This window comes from Glutamicibacter sp., assembly GCF_035257265.1.
GTDB lineage: Bacteria > Actinomycetota > Actinomycetes > Actinomycetales > Micrococcaceae > Glutamicibacter.
Window position 1 is genome coordinate 180,324 of sequence record NZ_DATEXC010000019.1, and the last position, 18,665, is coordinate 198,988.

The 18,665-nt window shown below is 56.8% G+C and carries 16 protein-coding genes and 2 riboswitches; of the genes, 15 read left to right on the forward strand and 1 reads right to left on the reverse strand.

The window, feature by feature from the left end; translation table 11 throughout:
* The first annotated feature begins 339 nt into the window (after nt 1–339).
* The 15 genes from VJ369_RS04590 to VJ369_RS04660 all read left to right on the forward strand — a co-directional run bounded on the left by VJ369_RS04590 (nt 340) and on the right by VJ369_RS04660 (nt 16,355).
* Nucleotides 340–855, forward strand: coding sequence for an ASCH domain-containing protein (locus VJ369_RS04590; RefSeq protein ID WP_324090940.1), 516 nt, complete (start codon nt 340–342; stop codon nt 853–855).
* 16 nt (nt 856–871) lie between these two features.
* On the forward strand, nt 872–1,900 hold the full coding sequence (locus VJ369_RS04595) for a S66 peptidase family protein (RefSeq protein ID WP_324090941.1): 1,029 nt from the start codon (nt 872–874) through the stop codon (nt 1,898–1,900).
* Nucleotides 1,901–2,176: 276 nt separating this feature from the next.
* Nucleotides 2,177–2,267, forward strand: a riboswitch (SAM riboswitch).
* A 146-nt stretch (nt 2,268–2,413) separates the two neighbouring features.
* On the forward strand, nt 2,414–3,448 hold the full coding sequence (locus tag VJ369_RS04600; protein ID WP_324090942.1) for a methionine ABC transporter ATP-binding protein: 1,035 nt from the start codon (nt 2,414–2,416) through the stop codon (nt 3,446–3,448).
* Nucleotides 3,445–4,140, forward strand: a complete 696-nt coding sequence (locus VJ369_RS04605) for a methionine ABC transporter permease (protein ID WP_324090943.1) — start codon at nt 3,445–3,447, stop codon at nt 4,138–4,140. Before VJ369_RS04600 ends, VJ369_RS04605 begins: the two co-directional genes overlap by 4 nt.
* Nucleotides 4,141–4,165: 25 nt before the next feature.
* Nucleotides 4,166–5,077, forward strand: a complete 912-nt coding sequence (locus VJ369_RS04610) for a MetQ/NlpA family ABC transporter substrate-binding protein (protein WP_324090944.1) — start codon at nt 4,166–4,168, stop codon at nt 5,075–5,077.
* A 295-nt stretch (nt 5,078–5,372) separates the two neighbouring features.
* Nucleotides 5,373–5,464: riboswitch (SAM riboswitch) on the forward strand.
* Between the two features lie 123 nt (nt 5,465–5,587).
* Entirely contained in the window at nt 5,588–7,228 is a 1,641-nt protein-coding gene (locus VJ369_RS04615; RefSeq protein ID WP_324090945.1) for an ABC transporter substrate-binding protein, read from the forward strand.
* A 10-nt stretch (nt 7,229–7,238) separates the two neighbouring features.
* Entirely contained in the window at nt 7,239–8,195 is a 957-nt protein-coding gene (locus VJ369_RS04620; protein WP_324090946.1) for an ABC transporter permease, read from the forward strand.
* 16 nt (nt 8,196–8,211) lie between these two features.
* On the forward strand, nt 8,212–9,102 hold the full coding sequence (locus VJ369_RS04625; RefSeq protein WP_324090947.1) for an ABC transporter permease: 891 nt from the start codon (nt 8,212–8,214) through the stop codon (nt 9,100–9,102).
* Between the two features lie 40 nt (nt 9,103–9,142).
* Nucleotides 9,143–10,765, forward strand: coding sequence for an ABC transporter ATP-binding protein (locus VJ369_RS04630; protein WP_324090948.1), 1,623 nt, complete (start codon nt 9,143–9,145; stop codon nt 10,763–10,765).
* Between the two features lie 48 nt (nt 10,766–10,813).
* The gene (locus tag VJ369_RS04635; RefSeq protein ID WP_324090949.1) at nt 10,814–12,037 is read left to right on the forward strand and encodes an acyl-CoA dehydrogenase family protein; all 1,224 of its coding nucleotides are present in this window, start codon (nt 10,814–10,816) and stop codon (nt 12,035–12,037) included.
* 1 nt (nt 12,038) lies between these two features.
* Nucleotides 12,039–13,457, forward strand: coding sequence for an NtaA/DmoA family FMN-dependent monooxygenase (locus tag VJ369_RS04640; RefSeq protein ID WP_324090950.1), 1,419 nt, complete (start codon nt 12,039–12,041; stop codon nt 13,455–13,457).
* A 130-nt stretch (nt 13,458–13,587) separates the two neighbouring features.
* Nucleotides 13,588–14,004 carry a CoA-binding protein gene (locus tag VJ369_RS04645; RefSeq protein WP_324090951.1) on the forward strand — a complete coding sequence of 139 codons (417 nt, stop codon included), beginning with the start codon at nt 13,588–13,590 and terminating at the stop codon, nt 14,002–14,004.
* A gap of 81 nt (nt 14,005–14,085) precedes the next feature.
* On the forward strand, nt 14,086–14,502 hold the full coding sequence (locus tag VJ369_RS04650) for an MmcQ/YjbR family DNA-binding protein (protein ID WP_324090952.1): 417 nt from the start codon (nt 14,086–14,088) through the stop codon (nt 14,500–14,502).
* Between the two features lie 5 nt (nt 14,503–14,507).
* On the forward strand, nt 14,508–14,831 hold the full coding sequence (locus VJ369_RS04655; RefSeq protein ID WP_324090953.1) for a putative quinol monooxygenase: 324 nt from the start codon (nt 14,508–14,510) through the stop codon (nt 14,829–14,831).
* A 156-nt stretch (nt 14,832–14,987) separates the two neighbouring features.
* On the forward strand, nt 14,988–16,355 hold the full coding sequence (locus VJ369_RS04660; protein WP_324090954.1) for an FAD-dependent oxidoreductase: 1,368 nt from the start codon (nt 14,988–14,990) through the stop codon (nt 16,353–16,355).
* A 59-nt stretch (nt 16,356–16,414) separates the two neighbouring features.
* Here the strand turns inward: VJ369_RS04660 and VJ369_RS04665 are convergent, their stop codons facing one another.
* Nucleotides 16,415–18,661 carry a 5'-nucleotidase C-terminal domain-containing protein gene (locus tag VJ369_RS04665; protein WP_324090955.1) on the reverse strand — a complete coding sequence of 749 codons (2,247 nt, stop codon included), beginning with the start codon at nt 18,659–18,661 and terminating at the stop codon, nt 16,415–16,417.
* Nucleotides 18,662–18,665 lie beyond the last annotated feature (4 nt).

Genomic DNA, 18,665 nt, shown 5'->3' on the forward strand with positions numbered 1-18,665 from the left:
GTGACACGCATCACCGTGCAAGCTTATCGGTAATTTCGCGCAGGTCGGGACGTATTTAACTTGAGTTTCACCAACACAGCAGTGTCCTCAGGGCGCGAGCGCACAGGTATCAAGTTCATCTGATTCGCTGGTTGCTGCCACTTCGGAAACCTTTGCATCCGGCGAGGACGCTGCGCTTTCCGAACTGAGGGAGCGTGGCGTGTGCCTGGCCGAGTACGCCGAAGGCTCACACCGGGAGCTGCACGAGACTGTCTGCCCAGTCTCACATCATCGCGCTAACACCCAATCAATTACCTGGATCAACAACTGCGGTGGCTGGACTGCGCTTAGGCTAAGAGAATGAGCAACGAACCAACCGCCGAAATGCCACCGCTAGATCTCGCTGCAGCCGCACAGATGTGGGATGACTACCAGAAAACCTGTGCCAGCGACCCGGGCGGCTACGTGGTGGAATACTTCGGAGACAGCCCTGCTCTCGCCGACTCGTTATTGCGGGAAGTAACCCACGGGCAGAAACGTGCCACCTCGAGCCTCGAAAACGAGTACCTCGCCGAAAATGAACCCCTCCCGCAGGTCGGCTCGCACTGGATTGCCAGCGACGGCACCGGGACACCGCAAATCATCCTGCGTACCAGCGAGGTGGCGTTGAGGTCATTCGACCAGGTAGATGCCGACTTCGCCTACGCCGAAGGCGAAGATGACCGCTCCCTGGCTAGCTGGCGCCGGGAACACGAGAAGTTCTGGAAGCGGACGCAGCAAGCGGATTTCGGCAAAAACTGGGAACCTGGCATGACAACTGTGCCGGGAGAACGAATCGTGTGCGAGCGCTTCGATGTCGTCTGGCCGCGCAGCTAACGGGTGGTACTGATTCATGGAGATTAGATATCCCCAACCGTTGAAACCGGGCGACCTGATCGCGGTGACCGCACCCTCTAGTGGTGTCGGCAAATCTCTGCAGCATCGTCTGGATTTTGCGGTGCAAAATTTACGCAATCACGGTTTCAAAGTCCAGATCGGTAACTGCATGGATGGAGACAGGCACATCAGCGCGCCGGCTGAAGAGCGCGCCGCGGAACTCATGCAGATGCTCTTGGACCCAGCCGTTAAGGCTGTCGTTCCTCCATGGGGAGGCGATATGGCTATTGACCTTATTTCGCTCCTCGATTTCGAGACGCTCCTGCAGGCAGAACCCACCTGGTTGGTGGGCTATTCAGATATTTCAACGCTGCTCGCCCCGCTGACCCTTCTCACCGGAATGGCAACTCTGCACGGCGGTAACCTGATGGATACTCCGTATGAGGTTCCCGAAGGACTCATGTCTTGGATTGAGGTTGCGTCACTAACTGCGGGGGCGAATTTCAGACAATCTTCCCCTGGAATTTATAGGCTCAATGACTGGGACAACTGGGAGAATAATCCTCAGGCCGCCCGCCATGCGTGGAATGGCAAGGGCAGCTGGGAGCGGTTTGATTCGGCAGGCGATCCGGTCGATGTTAGCGGCAGGCTTATCGGCGGGTGCATTGAAACATTGGTCAATCTTGCAGGTACCCCGTATCTCGATAGCAGCAGGCTACTCGTTAGCGCAGAAGAATCATTAATTGTGTTTGTGGAAGCTTCCGGAGTCGAAGCGACGACGATCTGCAGGCAGCTTCATGGGATGCGGCTCTCCGGATTCTTTGATCGTGCGCAAGCGATCCTTGTGGGACGAACGGGAGCCCCGGATTCTCCGACACTGACTCAACGCGAAGCCGTATTGGACGCGTTGGGAATGCTGTGCATCCCAATTATTGGCAATGTGGAATGCGGTCATGTGCCTCCTCAGCTGCCGATCGTCAACGGCGCGAAGGGGCACCTGATTTTTACCGAAACAGAGCAGTATCTCGGACAGGAATTGGCCTGAATTTCAAGGCCAATTCCTCTCCGCATCAAGCGACTCGTTGAGCTCACTGCGGATTCGTTTTCGGGGCAAATAGAATTGCCAAATACTTCAAATATCCAAGCTCTGTCGACAGCCAGCGTCACGTGACGACATATGACGTTCGATGGTTGTGTATTTGACCAGTTTTCCGTCCCGGGCCTTCGCCGCGAGGGCTCCATGACGCATTTATAACGTCATGGTTGTTCATGAAAGCTGCTCCGGGACAGACTGAAACTGTTCGATTCAGACATCGAATGGTAACCATCCAGAGCGACTGAGAGACCTGGCTCGCAGACGTCGCAGCAACCACCCCGAGCGGGGCCGGTGCTACCGCCAGGACCGATGGAGCGGTCCGTAGATCCAACGCTGTTCTGCAAGACTCCGTAGCTGCCTCATGCCGCTGCATTGTGAGTTTGCAGCTCATGCTTGACTCGGGCTCTGCGCGGTGCCAGCACCAAGGAGAACAAATGCAACCAACTTTCTTCGGGCCTTCGAATGATTGAGATCCGTCAGCTGCACAAGCATTACGACACGGCTCAGGGCCGTGTCCAGGTCCTCAAAGGAATCGATCTGGATGTCCAAGCGGGAAGCATCACCGCCGTGGTTGGACCTTCGGGTGCAGGTAAATCTACGCTGTCACATTGCATCTCCCTCCTGGAGAAGCCGAGCAGTGGGCAGATCTTGGTTGATGGCAAAGACCTTTCGATCCTCTCAGGCAAGGCATTACGTATAGAACGCCGTGCTATTGGCACGATCTTCCAGAATTCTGCCCTGCTGCGCCGCATGACCGTCGCCGAAAATGTGGCGCTGCCGCTGCGCAACCTCGGCGTGATTCACCATGAGATGGAACATCGGGTTGCCGAGCTTTTGGAACGAGTCGGGCTCGCCGACCGAGCCAACTCATATCCTGGCGAACTCTCCGGCGGACAGCGCCAACGCGTAGGTATCGCCAGGGCTCTGGCCCTGCGCCCACGGCTGCTGCTCTCCGACGAGGCAACCTCGGGTCTTGACCCGGAAGCCACCGCGCAGATCCTCGAACTTCTCGCTTCCCTGCGCACCGACCTGGGGTTGGCAATCATCTTGATTACCCACGAGATGGATGTGGTGCGTCATATCGCCGACCGTGTGGCACAGCTGGACGGTGGCCGAATCGCTGAATACGGCGAACTTCGCACGCTGGTGGCAAACCCGGAATCGGTGACTGGTTCCAAGCTTTTGCCCTTGCACCCAGACCTAGTGCCTGCCGGTTACGACTTTGCCTTGACCGTCGCTTACCGCGGGACACACATTGATCCGTCATGGATTTCCAAATTAAGCAGCGAATTTGGTGCCACGGTGGCACTGCTTGGCGGATCCGTAGAGGCCCACCATGAAGGCACCCTGGGCCGCGTTGAAATAGGGCTATCTGGTATCGGCGAGGCACGGGCCATCGAGGTACTCGACGGTTGGGGATTGCATGCCACCGCGCATTTGCAGGCGCTGCACACAGGCAAAGTCAATGATGATACACGAGTCGAGGTGACGGTATGAGCCTTCCAGCTGAAAGCGCCACCGTGGGTACCGATACCCCGTGGAGTGAGTTGGGCGCCCTGATGCTCCCTGCCTACGCAGAGACCTGGGCCATGGTAGGAATCGTGATGGTCTTAGTGATCATTTTTGGCGGCATCATGGGACTGGCTCTGTTCAACACTGACAGGCGAGGCCTCTTCCCGCACACGCAGAGCCATGCCACGTTGAGCTGGATCGTGAATATGGGCCGCTCGCTACCGTTCCTTGTTTTGATGGCTGCCATTATTCCTTTCACCAAATGGATCACGGGAACCACCATCGGCATTTGGGCTGCCGTAGTCCCCATGACCATTGCGGGTATTCCATTCTTCGCCCGTTTGGTCCAAAACGCGTTGAACGACCTGCCCAAGGAAAACCTTGCAGTCGGTTTGGTGACCGGTGGATCCTCGTTGCAAATCATTGGCACCACGCAAGTACGCGAGGCGTTGCCGGCACTCGCCTCGGCGATCACGTTGAACACCATCTCCATGGTCGAATATTCGGCGATTGCCGGAACCATCGGAGCTGGCGGTATCGGATATCTTGCGGTGACTTACGGATACCAGCGTTTTGATATGAACGTCATGATTGCGACCATCCTCGCACTGATCGTAACCGTACAAATAGTCCAATTCCTTGGCGACCGTATCGCCCGTGCACTTGCGCGACCCTAAGCGCCCTCAAACAAACGAGAAGAACATGACAACTTCACCCAACGGCCACGATCACGGCTTCACCCTTCGCAAAAGCACCGCCAAGTTGCCCTGGACCATCGCCGCTTGCGCGACCATCGTGGCACTCGTCCTTGGCGCACTCTTAATACAGCAACGATCTACCCCCGCACTCGCTGCCAATCAGCCAAGTAAGACAAAGTTCAAGGTCCACTATGAACCGGCGATGGCCGGGGAAGAGCAGATACTGAAATACGTCGCCGAGAACATTGCTCCTGACCATGGACTTGAAATCGAACCTGTGGGTTTGCAGGACCCGGTTCAAGCCAACCGTGCCGTGGCCGAGGGGCAATTCGACGCCACCATTTTTGAGCACGAGTGGTACATGAAGCAGTCTGCGGAGGCCGCCGGTGTTGACCTCACCGCTACCGTGGAGCTGTATCAGTGGGGCTTCGGGTTGTACTCCAGCCGGTATGGTTCCGTCGAGGAATTGCCCAAGGGAGCGACACTGCTGCTCCCTAACGACGTCGCCAACCAGGGACAGGCGCTATGGCTTCTGGAACGCGAAGGTCTGCTCGGATTGAACCCTGATATCGAACCGCGTACCGCGAAGATGGCTGACGTGGTGGACAATCCACATGAATTTAAATTGAAAGAAGCGGAACTGATGACTATGCCGCGCATGCTCGATGACGTGGACGTGGCGATTGGTTATGTCTCGCAGTTTGATGCTGGAAAAGTTGGCCGGGATAAGGGCCTCCTGTTCCCGGAACCACCTAGAACTTTCGCGTCTAAGCTCATTTTTGGTACCGAATTCTCCAAGTCTCCAGACGCAGCAAAACTGATTGAGGTCTTCTCTGATCCTCGGTTGCAAGAATATCTGGAGAGCACGGAAGATCCCTTAGTGCAGGGAGTGCTGACTCCGGTATCGGAAAAGTAGCACTGCTTACCATCGGCTACACCCATGAGGTCAGCTCGAACCGTCAAGGTCCGTGCTGGCCTCAATTTATTCGGAAATCTATGGCGGGATCCAGCCATAGAAGAAATAGTACTGTCAAGGAATTTTTGAAAAGAGTGTCACAAACTGACTTATGACGAGATCTGGAGAAGAATGTGACGCGTATTTCCGTGTCAAGCAGCTCGCAGTTGGCTTCGTGACGCGTTTATAACGTCATGGTTGGTCACACCGCAAGGCCGGGCACAGACTTGAATTATTCGGAAAACACACCGAATGCTAACCATCCAGAGCGACTGAGAGACCTGGCTCGTTGACGTCGCAGCAACCGTCCTTTAGAAGGAGCGGTGCTAAGGCCAGGACCGATGGAGATTGCTAGATTTCGCAACGGTCCACACAGGGGAGAAGTCTGCCTTTTCCCCCTCCCCGCAGCCTTGCGGTTGGACCAGGATCTCGGCGTAATCCTCGGGAACTTACCGAGAGGAACACCAGAAAATGCGTACTAAATACTTAGGGATAAAGACGGCAGCATTACTGACGGCAGTCGGACTAACTTTGACCGCCTGCGGCGGAAGTAGCTCCGCGACTGGGGCAAACCCAGCTCCCTCGAAGGTTTCTGAAAGCGGGACCCCGGTAGAAGGTGGCACTTTCACCTACGCCGAGGTTACCCCGATCAACAACTGGCAGACCCAAGCTGCACGCTTCTACGAAAAAGCGAACGTGCTCAACTCGGTACTGGACAGGTTGACCTACTTTGATGTGGAGTCTGGCAAGCTCGTAGGTTGGATCGCCTCCGATTTCACCGCCAACAAGTCACAGACAGAGTTCACCTTCACCATCCGTGATGGTGTTACTTTTTCTGACGGAACTGATCTAGATGCGAAAGCCGTGCAGAAAAACTTAGATGCGCTTGGTTTAGGCATCAAGTCCGCGCAAATTCAGCCGAACGTCGACTTTTCCGCCTACAAAAGTTCCCAGGTCCTCGGCAAGAACAAGGTCAAGGTGACGCTCAAGCGACCGGATGCAAACTTCCTGCGCTCCACCTCCTCCGTGACCGCCGGTCTGGTATCTCCGGGCACACTGGAACTGGATAATGCAGGACAGACCGCAATATCGCAGATCGTCGGTTCTGGTCCGTTCGTCTTCGAATCCGAAAAGCCAGATGAGGAAGTCGTCTTCACCAGCCGCGATGACTACGCCTGGGCACCCAAAACAGCAGAGAATCAAGGCGATGCTTACCTTGAAAAACTAGTCATCAAATACTTGCCAGAGGTGGCTCACCGTGCCGGAGCGGCGCAGTCCGGGCAGGTGGATTTGGTTCGCGGCCTGCAACCGGTTGACGAAGAAGTGCTCAGCGCCGGCGGCGGACAGATCTTCGCCGCCCCAGGTGTTGACCTGACGGCTAATCATGCGGCGATTCGCATCGGTTCGGGCAAACTGGCCGAGACGAAGGTACGCAAGGCGCTGCAGGTGGGCATCGACCGCCAGGCGCTAAAAGACACGGTCCTGTCGGATAGCTATGTCCTTGCAGGCTCGATCCTCAACCACCAGGCACCGGGCTTTGTGGATCTGTCTGCCGAACTCGACTATGACCCGGAGAAGTCCAAGTCATTGCTTGAAGAAGCGGGCTGGACCGTCGGGGCGGACGGAATCCGCGAGAAGGATGGCGAGAAGCTGGAAATAACAGTGGCCAGCTCCAATAACTCCGTTGTCATCAAACCAGCTTTTGAACTCGTCGAACAGCAATGGCGTGAGATCGGGGTGCAGCTAGTGAACCGCGCTGCGGACAATTCATTCTTGACCAACGCGATGGTCGATGACCAGATCGAATTCTTCGGAACGCGCCAGTTCGCCTATGGCGGTCTGGGGCCGGTGTACGCACCAGCGACTAATAACCAGACGCTGAATGCCGACAAGGAACTGAACGCGTTGTTCACCCGCGAGCAGGCGGCGACCACCGAGGAAGAACATCTGAAACTTGTTGGCGAAGAGCAGCGTGCGTTGGTACTGGACAAGGCATTGACCCTCGTGCTGTGGGACGAAGTCCAGGTGTACGGTGCCAACAAGGACGCGCACGTCGACTTCACCTCCGGTACCGCACCAATCTTCCAGGGCGCCTGGAAGAGCAACGGCTAAAGGACTCATCATGGGTGTATACATCGTTCAACGCATCGGACAGGCGCTGCTGGTGATCCTGCTGGCCTATACCGCGGTCTTCCTTGCGGTGCAGGCCTTGCCGAACGACCCGGTCACGATCTTCCTCTCTGCCGATGCGTCCGCGGACCCGGCAACCATCGCACAGATGAAGGCCTACTACGGCTATGACCAGCCATTGATCGCGCAGTACTTCACCCAGCTCGGTGCATTGCTTTCCGGGGATCTGGGCTATTCCTTGTCTTCCGGCTCGGCGGTGAACACCCGCATAGGTGAAGTCATCGGCTCCACCCTGGTGCTCGCCGGAAGCGCCTTCGCTGTGGCGCTGGTGCTGGCAGTCGGCTTGACTGCCGCCGCCAGCCTGTCGCGCCGTGCCCGGGTGCGCAACGCCTTGCTGAATCTGCCACCGCTGATGATTTCCATCCCGGTGTTCTGGCTCGGACTGGTGCTGCTGCAGATCCTCGCGGTACAGCTCGGAATGATGTCGCTGTTCCCCGACGGCTCGTTCCTCGCCCTGGCGGTGCCGATTCTCGTCTTGGCCATCCACCTCAGCGCACCCATCGCGCAGGTGCTGATCAAGAGCGTGCACCAAGTGAACACTCAGCCTTTCGTCGACGTCTTACGGGCTAAAGGCGCCAGCGAGGCGTGGATCTTCTACCGCCATACCCTGAAAAACGCCGCCCCGGCGGCGCTATCCATCGCAGGCATCACCATCGGCACCCTGCTCGCCGGATCTGTTATAACCGAGACCGTATTTGCCCGCGCCGGCCTGGGCCAATTGGTGCTTCAAGCGGTCACGGTGCAGGACATCCCGCTGGTGCAGGGACTGGTGCTGCTCACCGCCGCCGCCTTCACCGCGGTGAATCTGCTAGTTGACCTGATTCACCCGAAGCTTGATCCGCGCATCATTACCGCCCACGCCGGTTCGCCCCGCGCACTGGCAGCTTAGGGAAGAGGATACGATCATGAGCCTTTTGACCGAACGAGGCAACACCGCAGTGGATCCAGGCACCGGTGCCGGGCTGTTCCCGGCGCATACCGCCACACGTGGCGGCACATTGTTTGGCTGGTTGGGGAACTGGTGGGTGCTTATCCCCTTGGCGGTCCTGCTCGCTTGGGCCGTAGCGCCGGGGCTGTTCACCGGACAGGATCCGCTCACCGGGGTGCCGCAGCAGAAGCTCGCCGAACCATCGCTGGCGCATCTATTCGGAACCGATCATCTGGGCCGTGACGTATATGCCCGGGTGGTCCACGGAACCAGCCAGACGCTCATGACGGCCGGGCTTGCCTGCCTGATAGGCAGCGTCGCAGGAAGCCTGCTGGGACTGCTCGCCGCAACCGCCGGACGATTCGCGGACTCCGTCGCGATGCGCTTCGTTGACGTGGTGCTGGCGGTGCCTGCTTTCCTGATCGCGCTGATCCTTGTCACCGCGACCGAGCCCGGCCCTTTCTCGCTGGGACTCGGAGTGGGCATCGCCTCGATCGCAGCCTTCGCAAGGCTTGTCCGCACCGAGGTGCTGCGCGTACGCTCGCGTGATTTTGTGCAGGCGGCGCTGATGAGCGGCGGCGGGTACCTCACCGTGCTGCGCCGCCACATCATCCCGCATGTCATCGGCCCGGTGCTCGCCCTCTTAGCCGTCGATCTGGGAGCGGCGATCCTGGCGATCTCCGGGCTTGGATTCCTGGGATTCGGTTCACCGCCGCCCACACCAGAATGGGGATTGCTGATTTCCGAGGGCCGCCAATACCTCACCGTCGCCTGGTGGCTGACCACCCTTCCGGGGCTGGTGATCGTCGCGGCAGTCATGCTCACCGCGGTGCTCGGCCGAGCGATCAACAGGGCCTTCCGCTTCTAATCCGCAACGGTTACCCAAAACTTGTGAAGGGAGTCAGGTAATGACAACCAAGAACACCAAGCGCAACCCGGTAGTGCGCATCGAAGATCTCTCGGTGCGCTACGCCCAAGGTGCCCTCGCCGCGCAGGGGATCAACCTCGAAATCCCGTCCGGAGAAATCGTGGCGATCGTCGGCGAATCGGGTTCGGGGAAATCTACGCTGACCAAGGCACTGATCGGGCTGCTTCCCCAAGACGCCAGCACCACCGGCAGTATCCGGTTTGGCGGCACCGAAGTCACCGCGCTGAGCTTGCGCCAATGGAGAGACATCCGCGGTGCCGGCATCGGGCTGGTCCCGCAGGATCCAGGCGCGTCGCTGGACCCGGTGAAGACCATCGGCTCTCAGCTCATCGAGGTGTTCCGGCTGCACCCCGCCAGTTCGGTGCCCAAGAACCAGTGGCGCGAAAAGGCAATCGAACTACTGGCCAGTGTCGGGATCGACCGGGCGGAAGAACGCCTGAGCCAGTACCCGCACGAGCTCTCCGGCGGGCTGAAGCAACGGGTGCTGATCGCCATCGCCTTCGCGCTGAATCCGCAGCTGCTGATCGCGGACGAGCCAACCAGCGCGCTGGATGTCACCGTGCAGCGCACGGTGCTTGAAGTGTTCGTATCCCTGGCCAGGCAGAAGGGGACCACCGTCCTCTTTGTCACCCACGACCTCGCCGTAGCCACCGATATTGCCGACCGGGTGCTGGTGATGAACGGTGGAAAGGTGCTCGAAGACCGTCCGGTCCGCGAACTGATAACAAACAGCACCAATGACTACACCAAGGCCCTGCTCGACCAGGCTTATGCCACCAATACACGCCGCGAGGCGGCTGGAAGCGGTGACGTGGCGATCCGCGTTGCGGACCTGGGCAAGGAGTTTGGCCAAGGTTCCAAGGCGCATCAGGCGGTCCAGCAGGTCAGCTTTGAGGTGGCGCGCGGCACGACCTTCTCGCTTGTCGGAGAATCGGGATCGGGTAAGTCGACGACGGCAAAAATCATCATGGGGCTGCTTGACGCAAGTCAAGGCAGCGTCGAAGTCAATGGCCAAGACATCACCTCAATCAGCGGCAAACAGCGCTACGCGCTGTGGCGCGAGGCTCAGCTGGTTTACCAGAATCCCGACTCGGCACTGGACCCCCGTCAAACCGTCCGTTCGATCATCCAAGAGCCGATGCGCAACTACAAGCTGGGCGACCCGGCCTGGCGTGAATCGCGCACGGAGGAGCTGATGGCGCAGGTGAACCTCGCCCCGGAGCTTGCAGTCAAGCGCTCGCCGGAACTCTCGGGTGGCCAGCGCCAACGCGTGGCCATCGCCCGCGCCCTGGCAAGCGGCGCTAAGATCCTGGTCCTCGACGAAGCATTGAGCGCGCTCGACGTGCTCACCCAGGAACAAATCCTCAGCTTGCTCGATCGGCTGCAGCTAGAACAGCAATTGACCTACTTATTTATTTCCCATGACCTGCATGTGGTCGAGCGGATCAGCCACCGGGTGGGAGTGATGCGCCGCGGCGAACTTGTTGAAACCGGAACTGTCGAGCAGGTGTTCTCCAACCCAACCCACGAATACACGCGCACCCTGCTTGCGGCCAACCCTGGAGCGGTGCTGCGCGAATTCGAGCACCTGCGCAGCGTCTAAGCGGCAATTCATCCCCATATATTTCCAGTGAAGAGGAACGAGAAGCACATGAGCATTGACCTCAGCCAATCCCTGAGCTCCGAAGCCACCTATCAGCGTCTGGCCGAGCGTTTCGCTCCGGTGTTCGCCCGCGTGGGTGCGGACGCTACGCGGCGTGAGCAACAACGGATTCTCCCATTCGAACAGGTCCAATGGCTCAAAGATGCCGGCTTCACCACGCTGCGCGTGCCGCGCAGCCATGGTGGAGATCCGGTCGGCCACGAGCATCTTTTCCGATTGCTGATCGATTTGGCGGCCGCTGATTCGAACGTTGCCCATTTGCTGCGCAGCCACTTCTCCTTTGTCGAAACCATCGCGTTGCAACCACAAGAGTTCCAAGACCGCTGGTTCCCCCGCGTGCTTGCCGGTCAGATCTTCGGAAACGCCGCCACCGAGCGTGGTGGCAATGCGCTGGGCACCACCAATACGCGTTTGAAGAAAACCGCAGTGGGGTGGGTGCTAAACGGCGAAAAGTATTACACCACTGGTTCAATCTTTGCCGACTGGGTGGTAGTGATGGCCTCCACTGATGGAATTGAAGGACGCCAGTACGCGATAGTTGACCGTCATGGCGAGGGTGTGGAGATTCTTGACGACTGGGATGGATTCGGCCAGCCGCTCACCGGGACCGGAACGGGGATTTTCACCGACGTCCCGGTGGAAGAAACTAATATTCTGCAGCGGAAGGTGGCGTCCACGCTGGAGCCCGCGTTCTTCCAGCTCTGCCTGCTCGCCGTACTAGTAGGCATTGGCAAGGCAGCCCGCAATGAAGCAGCGCATATCGTGGCAACACGCACCAGAACGTTCAACACTGGATCGGGAGAGCTGTTCCGCAATGACCCGCAAATTCAAGAACTTGTAGGGCGGCTTGCTGCTAACGTCTACGCCGCGGAATCTATTGTGGTCACGGCTGCCCGAGAACTAGATGCGGCCCATGATCCATCGCTGGCTCTGGATAGCACCGCGGCTTATCTCCGAGCCGAGCTAGCGGTCCAACAGGCACACGTTGCTGCACCCAAGCTTGTACTTGATGCGACCAGTGAGCTCTTTGACGTGACAGGGGCCTCGGCCGTCTCCGTCAGTAAATCATTGGATCGTTTCTGGCGCAATGCGCGCACGGTCGCCACCCACAATCCTGTCGCATTCAAAGCTCGTTCGGTGGGCGATTACTTTATTAACGGCACTATTCCAACGGGCTTAAATTCAATTGGCGACGCCAAGGGAGCAAAATAACATGGGTACTTTCGACTCTCGCCCGCGGTTCATCCTTTCGGCATTTCTGATGAACACCTCCAGCCATATTCTCGGCGGGATGTGGCGACATCCAGATGCGCAGCAGGACCGCTTTCATGAATTGGGGCTCTGGGTAGATTTGGCGAAGAAACTCGAAGAAGCCAAGTTTGACAACCTTTTCTTCGCCGACGTAGCTGGTGTTTACGGTGATCATGAAGGCGGCTGGGCTTCATTGGCCCGTAAAGGAATGCAGATTCCAAGTCATGATCCAATGGTGTTGCTCTCGGCTCTATCTGCGACGACCAAAGACATTGGACTGGCGATGACCAGTTCCGTAGTGCAGTCCCATCCGTTCCAATTTGCCCGGCAAATTTCCACGTTGGACCATCTCTCCCAGGGGCGTGTGGCTTGGAATATTGTGACCAGTGTCCTTGAAAATACGCACCGTAATTTTGGTGCGAAAAACCTTATGGGGCATGACGACCGGTACGGCTGGGCTGAAGAGTATGTCGATGCCGCGTATAAGCTCTGGGAAGGGTCTTGGGAAGACGACGCATTGAAAGCTGACAAGAAAGCCGGACTTTATGCAGATCCTTCGCGGATTAACAAGATTAACCACCGCGGTGAGATCTACTCAATTGACGGTCCACACCAGGTCCTTCCCAGCGCACAGCGCACGCCGTTTCTCTTCCAGGCAGGATCTTCTGCGCGGGGAAGCCAATTTGCAGCTACCCATGCCGAAGCCACATTCTTATTCGCACCGCATCCACAATACGTGGCCAAGAAGGTCACCGGACTAACGCAAAATCTGCAGGCCGCGGGGCGAACACGTGAGGACATCAAAGTTTTCGCAGGTCTCTCCTTCGTCGTCGGTTCCACGGAAGCGGAGGCCAAGGCCTTGGAAGCTGAATACGATCAATATCTTGACCCGCATGCAATCATCGCTCATATCGGCGGAGGAATCGGAGTAGACCTTGGTGGATTGGAACTAGACACTCCACTGGGTGAGGTCAAAACGGAGGGTGCTCAGGGAGTACTTGAGGCCGTCTTAGCGTCTACTCCGGGACGTAACCCGACCCTGCGCGACCTCGCGCACTACCGGGCGAAAGCACAACAGATTGTGGGAACCCCAGAACAGATCACTGACAAACTACTTGAGTGGCAGGATGCGGGGATTGACGGGCTGAATGTCATGAACCATATCTTGCCTGGATCCTATGACAACTTCATCGAGGGGCTGCTTCCGGAACTTCAGCGTCGAGGACTGGCGCAGAGTGAATATGCTCCCGGAAGCCTGCGCGAGAAGGTCTTCGGTAGGGGAGACAAACTGCCAGAAAACCATCCGGCGGCCAAGTACCGTGGTTCCTTTGGTGACCTGTCTGCCACCAATCTGGAAAAGGATCTTCAACAAGTACGGTAAGGCGACTGTTCATAATGTGGCAGTGATTCGCGGTGCAATGGGGGACCGCGAATCACTGCCAGGTGGGTGAACTCATCAGAATTCGCTGCGATGCTTTGGCCGTTTGGGGGTTCACGGTAAGGTGGCGGACATGAGCAACCAACATGTCAACGATCAGGCAATAGTGCGCAGATTATTGACGACGCATGCGCGATGGGCGGTCGTAGGACTGAGCGCTAACCCGCATCGGGTGGCCCCTTCAATTGCTGGGTACCTCCGCGATGACCTAGGCATGGAAATCATTCCTGTCTCGCTCCGTGCCGAAGATGCACTTGGAGAAAAAGGCTATGCGAGACTCGATGAGATTCCCGGGCAGATCGACGTGGTGAACTGTTTCGTCAATTCGCAAAAGGTCGGCGATATTGTGGACCAAGCAATCGCGGTCGGGGCAAAAGCTATCTGGATGCAGCTGGGCGTTAGCGATGAGCTCGCCGCCGAGCGTGCCAAAGATGCAGGGCTCGAAGTAGTCATGGACACCTGTCCAAAGATTGAATATCCGCTGCTCTAAGCCCTTGAGCTAGTCGATGCAGGACCAACCATCTTGATACGGTAAAAGCACTAGCCCGGTCTTAACTCCTAAGGATATTTGATGCCAGACGATTCGCTCGAAGTACTTCATGAGCGCTGGCGTGCCCTCTGTCTGGAGATGCCCGGAGCTTTTGAAGATTTTCCCTTCGGTGAAGGCAGCACCGTGTTCAAAATTGCCGGTCGTGACCGCGCAAAAGCCAAGATGTTCGGGTTGCTGATGGAACATCATGGAGAGCTGTTGCTGAACTTGAAATGCGAACCAGCTATCGCAGACCAACTTCGTAGCGAATATGAGCATATTATCCCCGGATATCATATGAGCAAAAAGCACTGGAATTCTTTGCTTCCAGGGTTGGAAACCGAGCACATGCGCGAGCTGATTGAAGACTCATATGATCTGGTGATCGAAGGCATGCCCAGGCGTGACCAAGAATTCATCCGGTTTCAAACCAAAGTCTCTAGTGAATCGTTAGACTGATTTACATGTACTTCATTGTCGTTAAATATCAGGTAAAGCCGGAATTTTCCGAGAGCTTCATGTCCCACGTTGCACAGTTCACTGAGGCCACCCGCGCCGAAGCAGGCAACATGTGGTTTGACTGGTCACGCAGTGTTGAAGATGCGAATGAGTACGTTCTCGTCGAAGCATTCCGCGATGACGAAGCTGCTTCGGCTCACGTTAACTCTGAGCACTTCGCTGCTGGGCTTGAATCCATGCGTCCATTGCTTGTCCAGACCCCGAAGATCATCTCGCGCAAGATCGATGGCGAAGATTGGGACGAAATGGGCGAGTTGCAGATCGGCTAGTCCCCAAGTCAATATATCGACGCGGCTCGTGAATGGAGAAAACTCCACTTACGAGCCGCGTTTTTGTTGTTGCGCTGATAAAAGCAGGTTGCATTGGTGCACTACGCGGTGAAGACTCGGTACGGAAAGCAACTCAACAACTGTGAGGACGCGATTGTGGCTAGAGAACTTGATGTCATCGTTATTGGCTGGGGTAAAGGCGGCAAAACCTTGGCCGGAACGCTGGCCCGTGCAGGGTGGCGCGTAGCGATCGTGGAACAGTCGGAAAAGATGTACGGGGGAACGTGCATCAACATTGCCTGTGTGCCAACGAAAATCTTGATTCACGAAGCCGAACAACACCGTGGCCATGGCGCAGATGCCGATTACTTCAATAGCTCGGTTGAACGTCGCGATGAGCTCACCGGCAAGATGCGTCAAAAGAATTTCTCCATGCTTGATGATCTGGATTCCGTCTTGGTGCTCACCGGGAAGGCCAGCTTCCTCGGGGCTCACCAGATCAGGGTGGAATGTGGTGAGGATGTTCTCGAGCTGAGCGCACCAAAAATCATTATCAATACCGGTGCAGTGCCAGCTATTCCACCCATCAAGGGTGCGGAAGTCAGCGGGCGCATCCATGATTCAACTACCCTGCAGCATGCCGAACTTCCGAAAAAACTCGTGGTGGTCGGTGGCGGTTACGTGGGTCTCGAATTCGCTTCAATGTTCGCTCAATTCGGTTCGGAAGTCAGTGTCTTGGACCGTGGTGAACGGGCACTGAAACTCGAAGACGAAGACATCGCTGCTGAAATAGTCTCGGCATTAAACAACGCCGGAGCCACGATCATTAGTTCGGCCAACGTCACCAGTTTGAGCCAAGACGCGCACAGCGCCACAGTCACCTATGAGCGACTCGGAGAAGAGCACCAGTTGCACACAGATGCAGTGTTGCTGGCACTGGGCCGAACCCCAAATACCGCGTCACTAAAACTAGAGAACACCGCGGTGAAGCTCGGTGACAAGGATGAAATCAAGGTGGATAAATACCTGGCGACGGATGCGGAGGGGATCTACGCACTGGGTGACGTCATCGGGGGAGCTCAATTCACCTACACCTCGCTGGACGACAACCGGATACTCAAAGACCAATTTTTAGGCGAAGGTAAACGAAGTCTCGATGATCGTGTTGCGGTACCGAGCACTATGTTCGTCACCCCGCCTTTGGCTCGCGTGGGGCTGAATGAAGATCAAGCTCGTTCACAAGGACTAGACATCAAGGTCGCGACGAAAAAGGTTGCAGATATCGCGGCGATGCCGCGTCCCAAAATTGTGGGTGATCCGCGCGGCATCATCAAGTTTGTAGTGGAGCGCAAGACCGACCAAATTCTTGGTGCCGCGCTAATGCACGTAGATTCGCAAGAGCTCATCAACCTCGTTGCGATGGCCATGCGTGCGGGTATCAGCGCAAGCACTCTGCGCGATTCGATCTTCACTCATCCGTCTTCTACTGAAGCGCTCAATGATGTCTTGGGCAGCTTTAATTAGCCTCAAAAGGATTATGGCACCCCGGAAAATTTCCGAGGTGCCATAATCCTTAGCGATATTTAGTGGGAGTTCTTCTTACGACTGCGAAGCAGCAACAAGATAATTCCGGCCACGATTACTACGCCAGCGGCAATTCCAATCCAGCTAGCGGCGAAACCGGTGTCAGCCAATGAGTCCTTGTCCCGAGGCTGTTTGCTCGGAGACTCGTTGGTGTCATTTGATGGGGAAACGCTTGGTGACTGCGAAGGGCTCTGCGTCGTCTCGGCCGATGGCGATGGCGATGCCGACGGGCTCGGCGACGGCTCTTCGGATGGTTCGTCGCTAGGAGTCGGAGCGACTGCCTCTTCGACCACGGTGAAGTCCACCGAGATGTCTTCGCGCTGAATCTGCGAAACTACCAGAGAATTTTCGCCCAAGGTTGCATCGGAAGGAACCGCAAGCTCGAAGGAAGTATTGCCTTCAGTGTCTGCGGCCGGGATGTCCTCAACGGCAAGAGCACCGTCGAAGGCCGTTGCGCTGAGTTCTGCACCCTGTTCCAAACCGGAAACCGAGACCTGAGCACTTTCGCCGGCAACTACCTGTGTTGGGTCAATTTCCACGGTGGCCCAGTCGGTGCCAGCCAGTGAGGCGCGGCCTAATGGTGCTGGCGAAACCAGATCGTGTGATTTGAAGTAGTTGACCGTTGCATCCAGATCAATTTGGCCACTATCGGTGTGACCGGTTCCGGAGGCAAAAGCTGAGAAGTTGTCGCCACCGGTAGCCAAGAATGCGTTAGCAGCTACCTTGAATGAGGCGCTCTCGTCGAGTGGCTCTGCGTTGAAGGTGATGTCTTTGATGTGCTTACCAAAAGCTGCATCTTCGACGTAGGTGTAGTCCAAGCCGTCGGAGATTCCCAGGTGCAGTTTGGCACGCTCGGAGCCTTCTGGCTGCCACTGCTGCTCTAGCGCTTCACGGATCTGCTCACCGGTCATGTCGAACGTGATCAGTGTGTTTGCAAATGGCTGGACATCCGCAGCGGCCTTGTAAGTCACCGTTCCGTCTTCGCCGTAGAGCAAATCAGCACGCAAACCGCCAGGGTTCATGAACGCAATTTCTGCTGGTTCGCCACCAAAGTTCTCATTGGAAGTGGCCCATAAGTGAATGTCTGCCACGGTATTACCAAGGGAGGACTCGACGCCACGGTCAGATCCGGGTTCCGTTCCACCGCGCAGAATATCCTCGGAAATTTGGCCGACTGGCTCACTGCCGACTACCTCAGAATCTTCTACGGCCTTATCTACAATGGTTCGAACCTCGGGGTTGGCCTCGAACAATGGGGACCAGTCTCCATTGGCATCTTCTTCCGCCAACGGAATCAGTGCGTGTGTACTGTCTACAACTTCAAAAGTGGTTGGGTTGATTTCGAGTGAAATCTGGCCAAGCGTAGTTCCGTACTGGTGCGACTGGATAACCGGGCGTCCATCGATGTCGCAGTCGTATGCCTGGTGGGTGTGTCCGGAAAAGACTGCGTCAACATTCTCATTAACATCGCGGATCAACGTTCCATAGTCGGTTTTTTCGCCGGCAATGGTGGCGCAGTCGGTGCTGTCCGAACCGTTGTGAGTCAGCAAGATCAACACGTCTGCGTCGCCGTTTGCGGGATCCTGGTCAGAGAGCTGCTTGGCGACACGGTTCGCGGCTTCAAGTTCGCTTCCGAAATCAAGGTTCTTAATACCTTCTGGGCTCACTAACGACGGAACGTCCGCGGTGACGGTGCCGATGAAGCCGACCTTGATCCCAGCAATATCGCGAATTGCGTATTCACGCAGAGCGGGTTCCTTGGTGCCCTTCTTATAAACGTTGGCGCCGAGCGCAAAGTCGGCACCTTCTGCTCCGGTTGCTTCGCCGAAGCGGTCAACGACTCGGCCACTAAGATCTGCGAAACCACGGTCAAACTCGTGATTACCAACGACAGAAACATCTAAGCCGCCGGCAGCGAGTGCATCAATGGTCGGGTTGTCTTCTTGCGAGGCAGAAGCGAAAGTGGAGGCGCCGATATTATCGCCGGAGGAGACAAAGAGCGTGTTTGGATTTTCCGCTCGTTGCGTATCGACGGCGCCGGCTAACACCGCAGCGCCTGCCGAATCACCATCGGCCGCGATACGACCGTGAAAATCATTGATTCCCAGCAGGTTAAGCGTGATGTTTTCGTCTGCTGCTGGTGTTGCGGTGGTTGTTGCCTGGGCGGTCAACGCGCCCGTGGTGAGTAGGGACAAGGTAGCTAGTGATGCTAGCCCCGTGTTCCTTAGCTGCCTGATTGTAGACATAGGT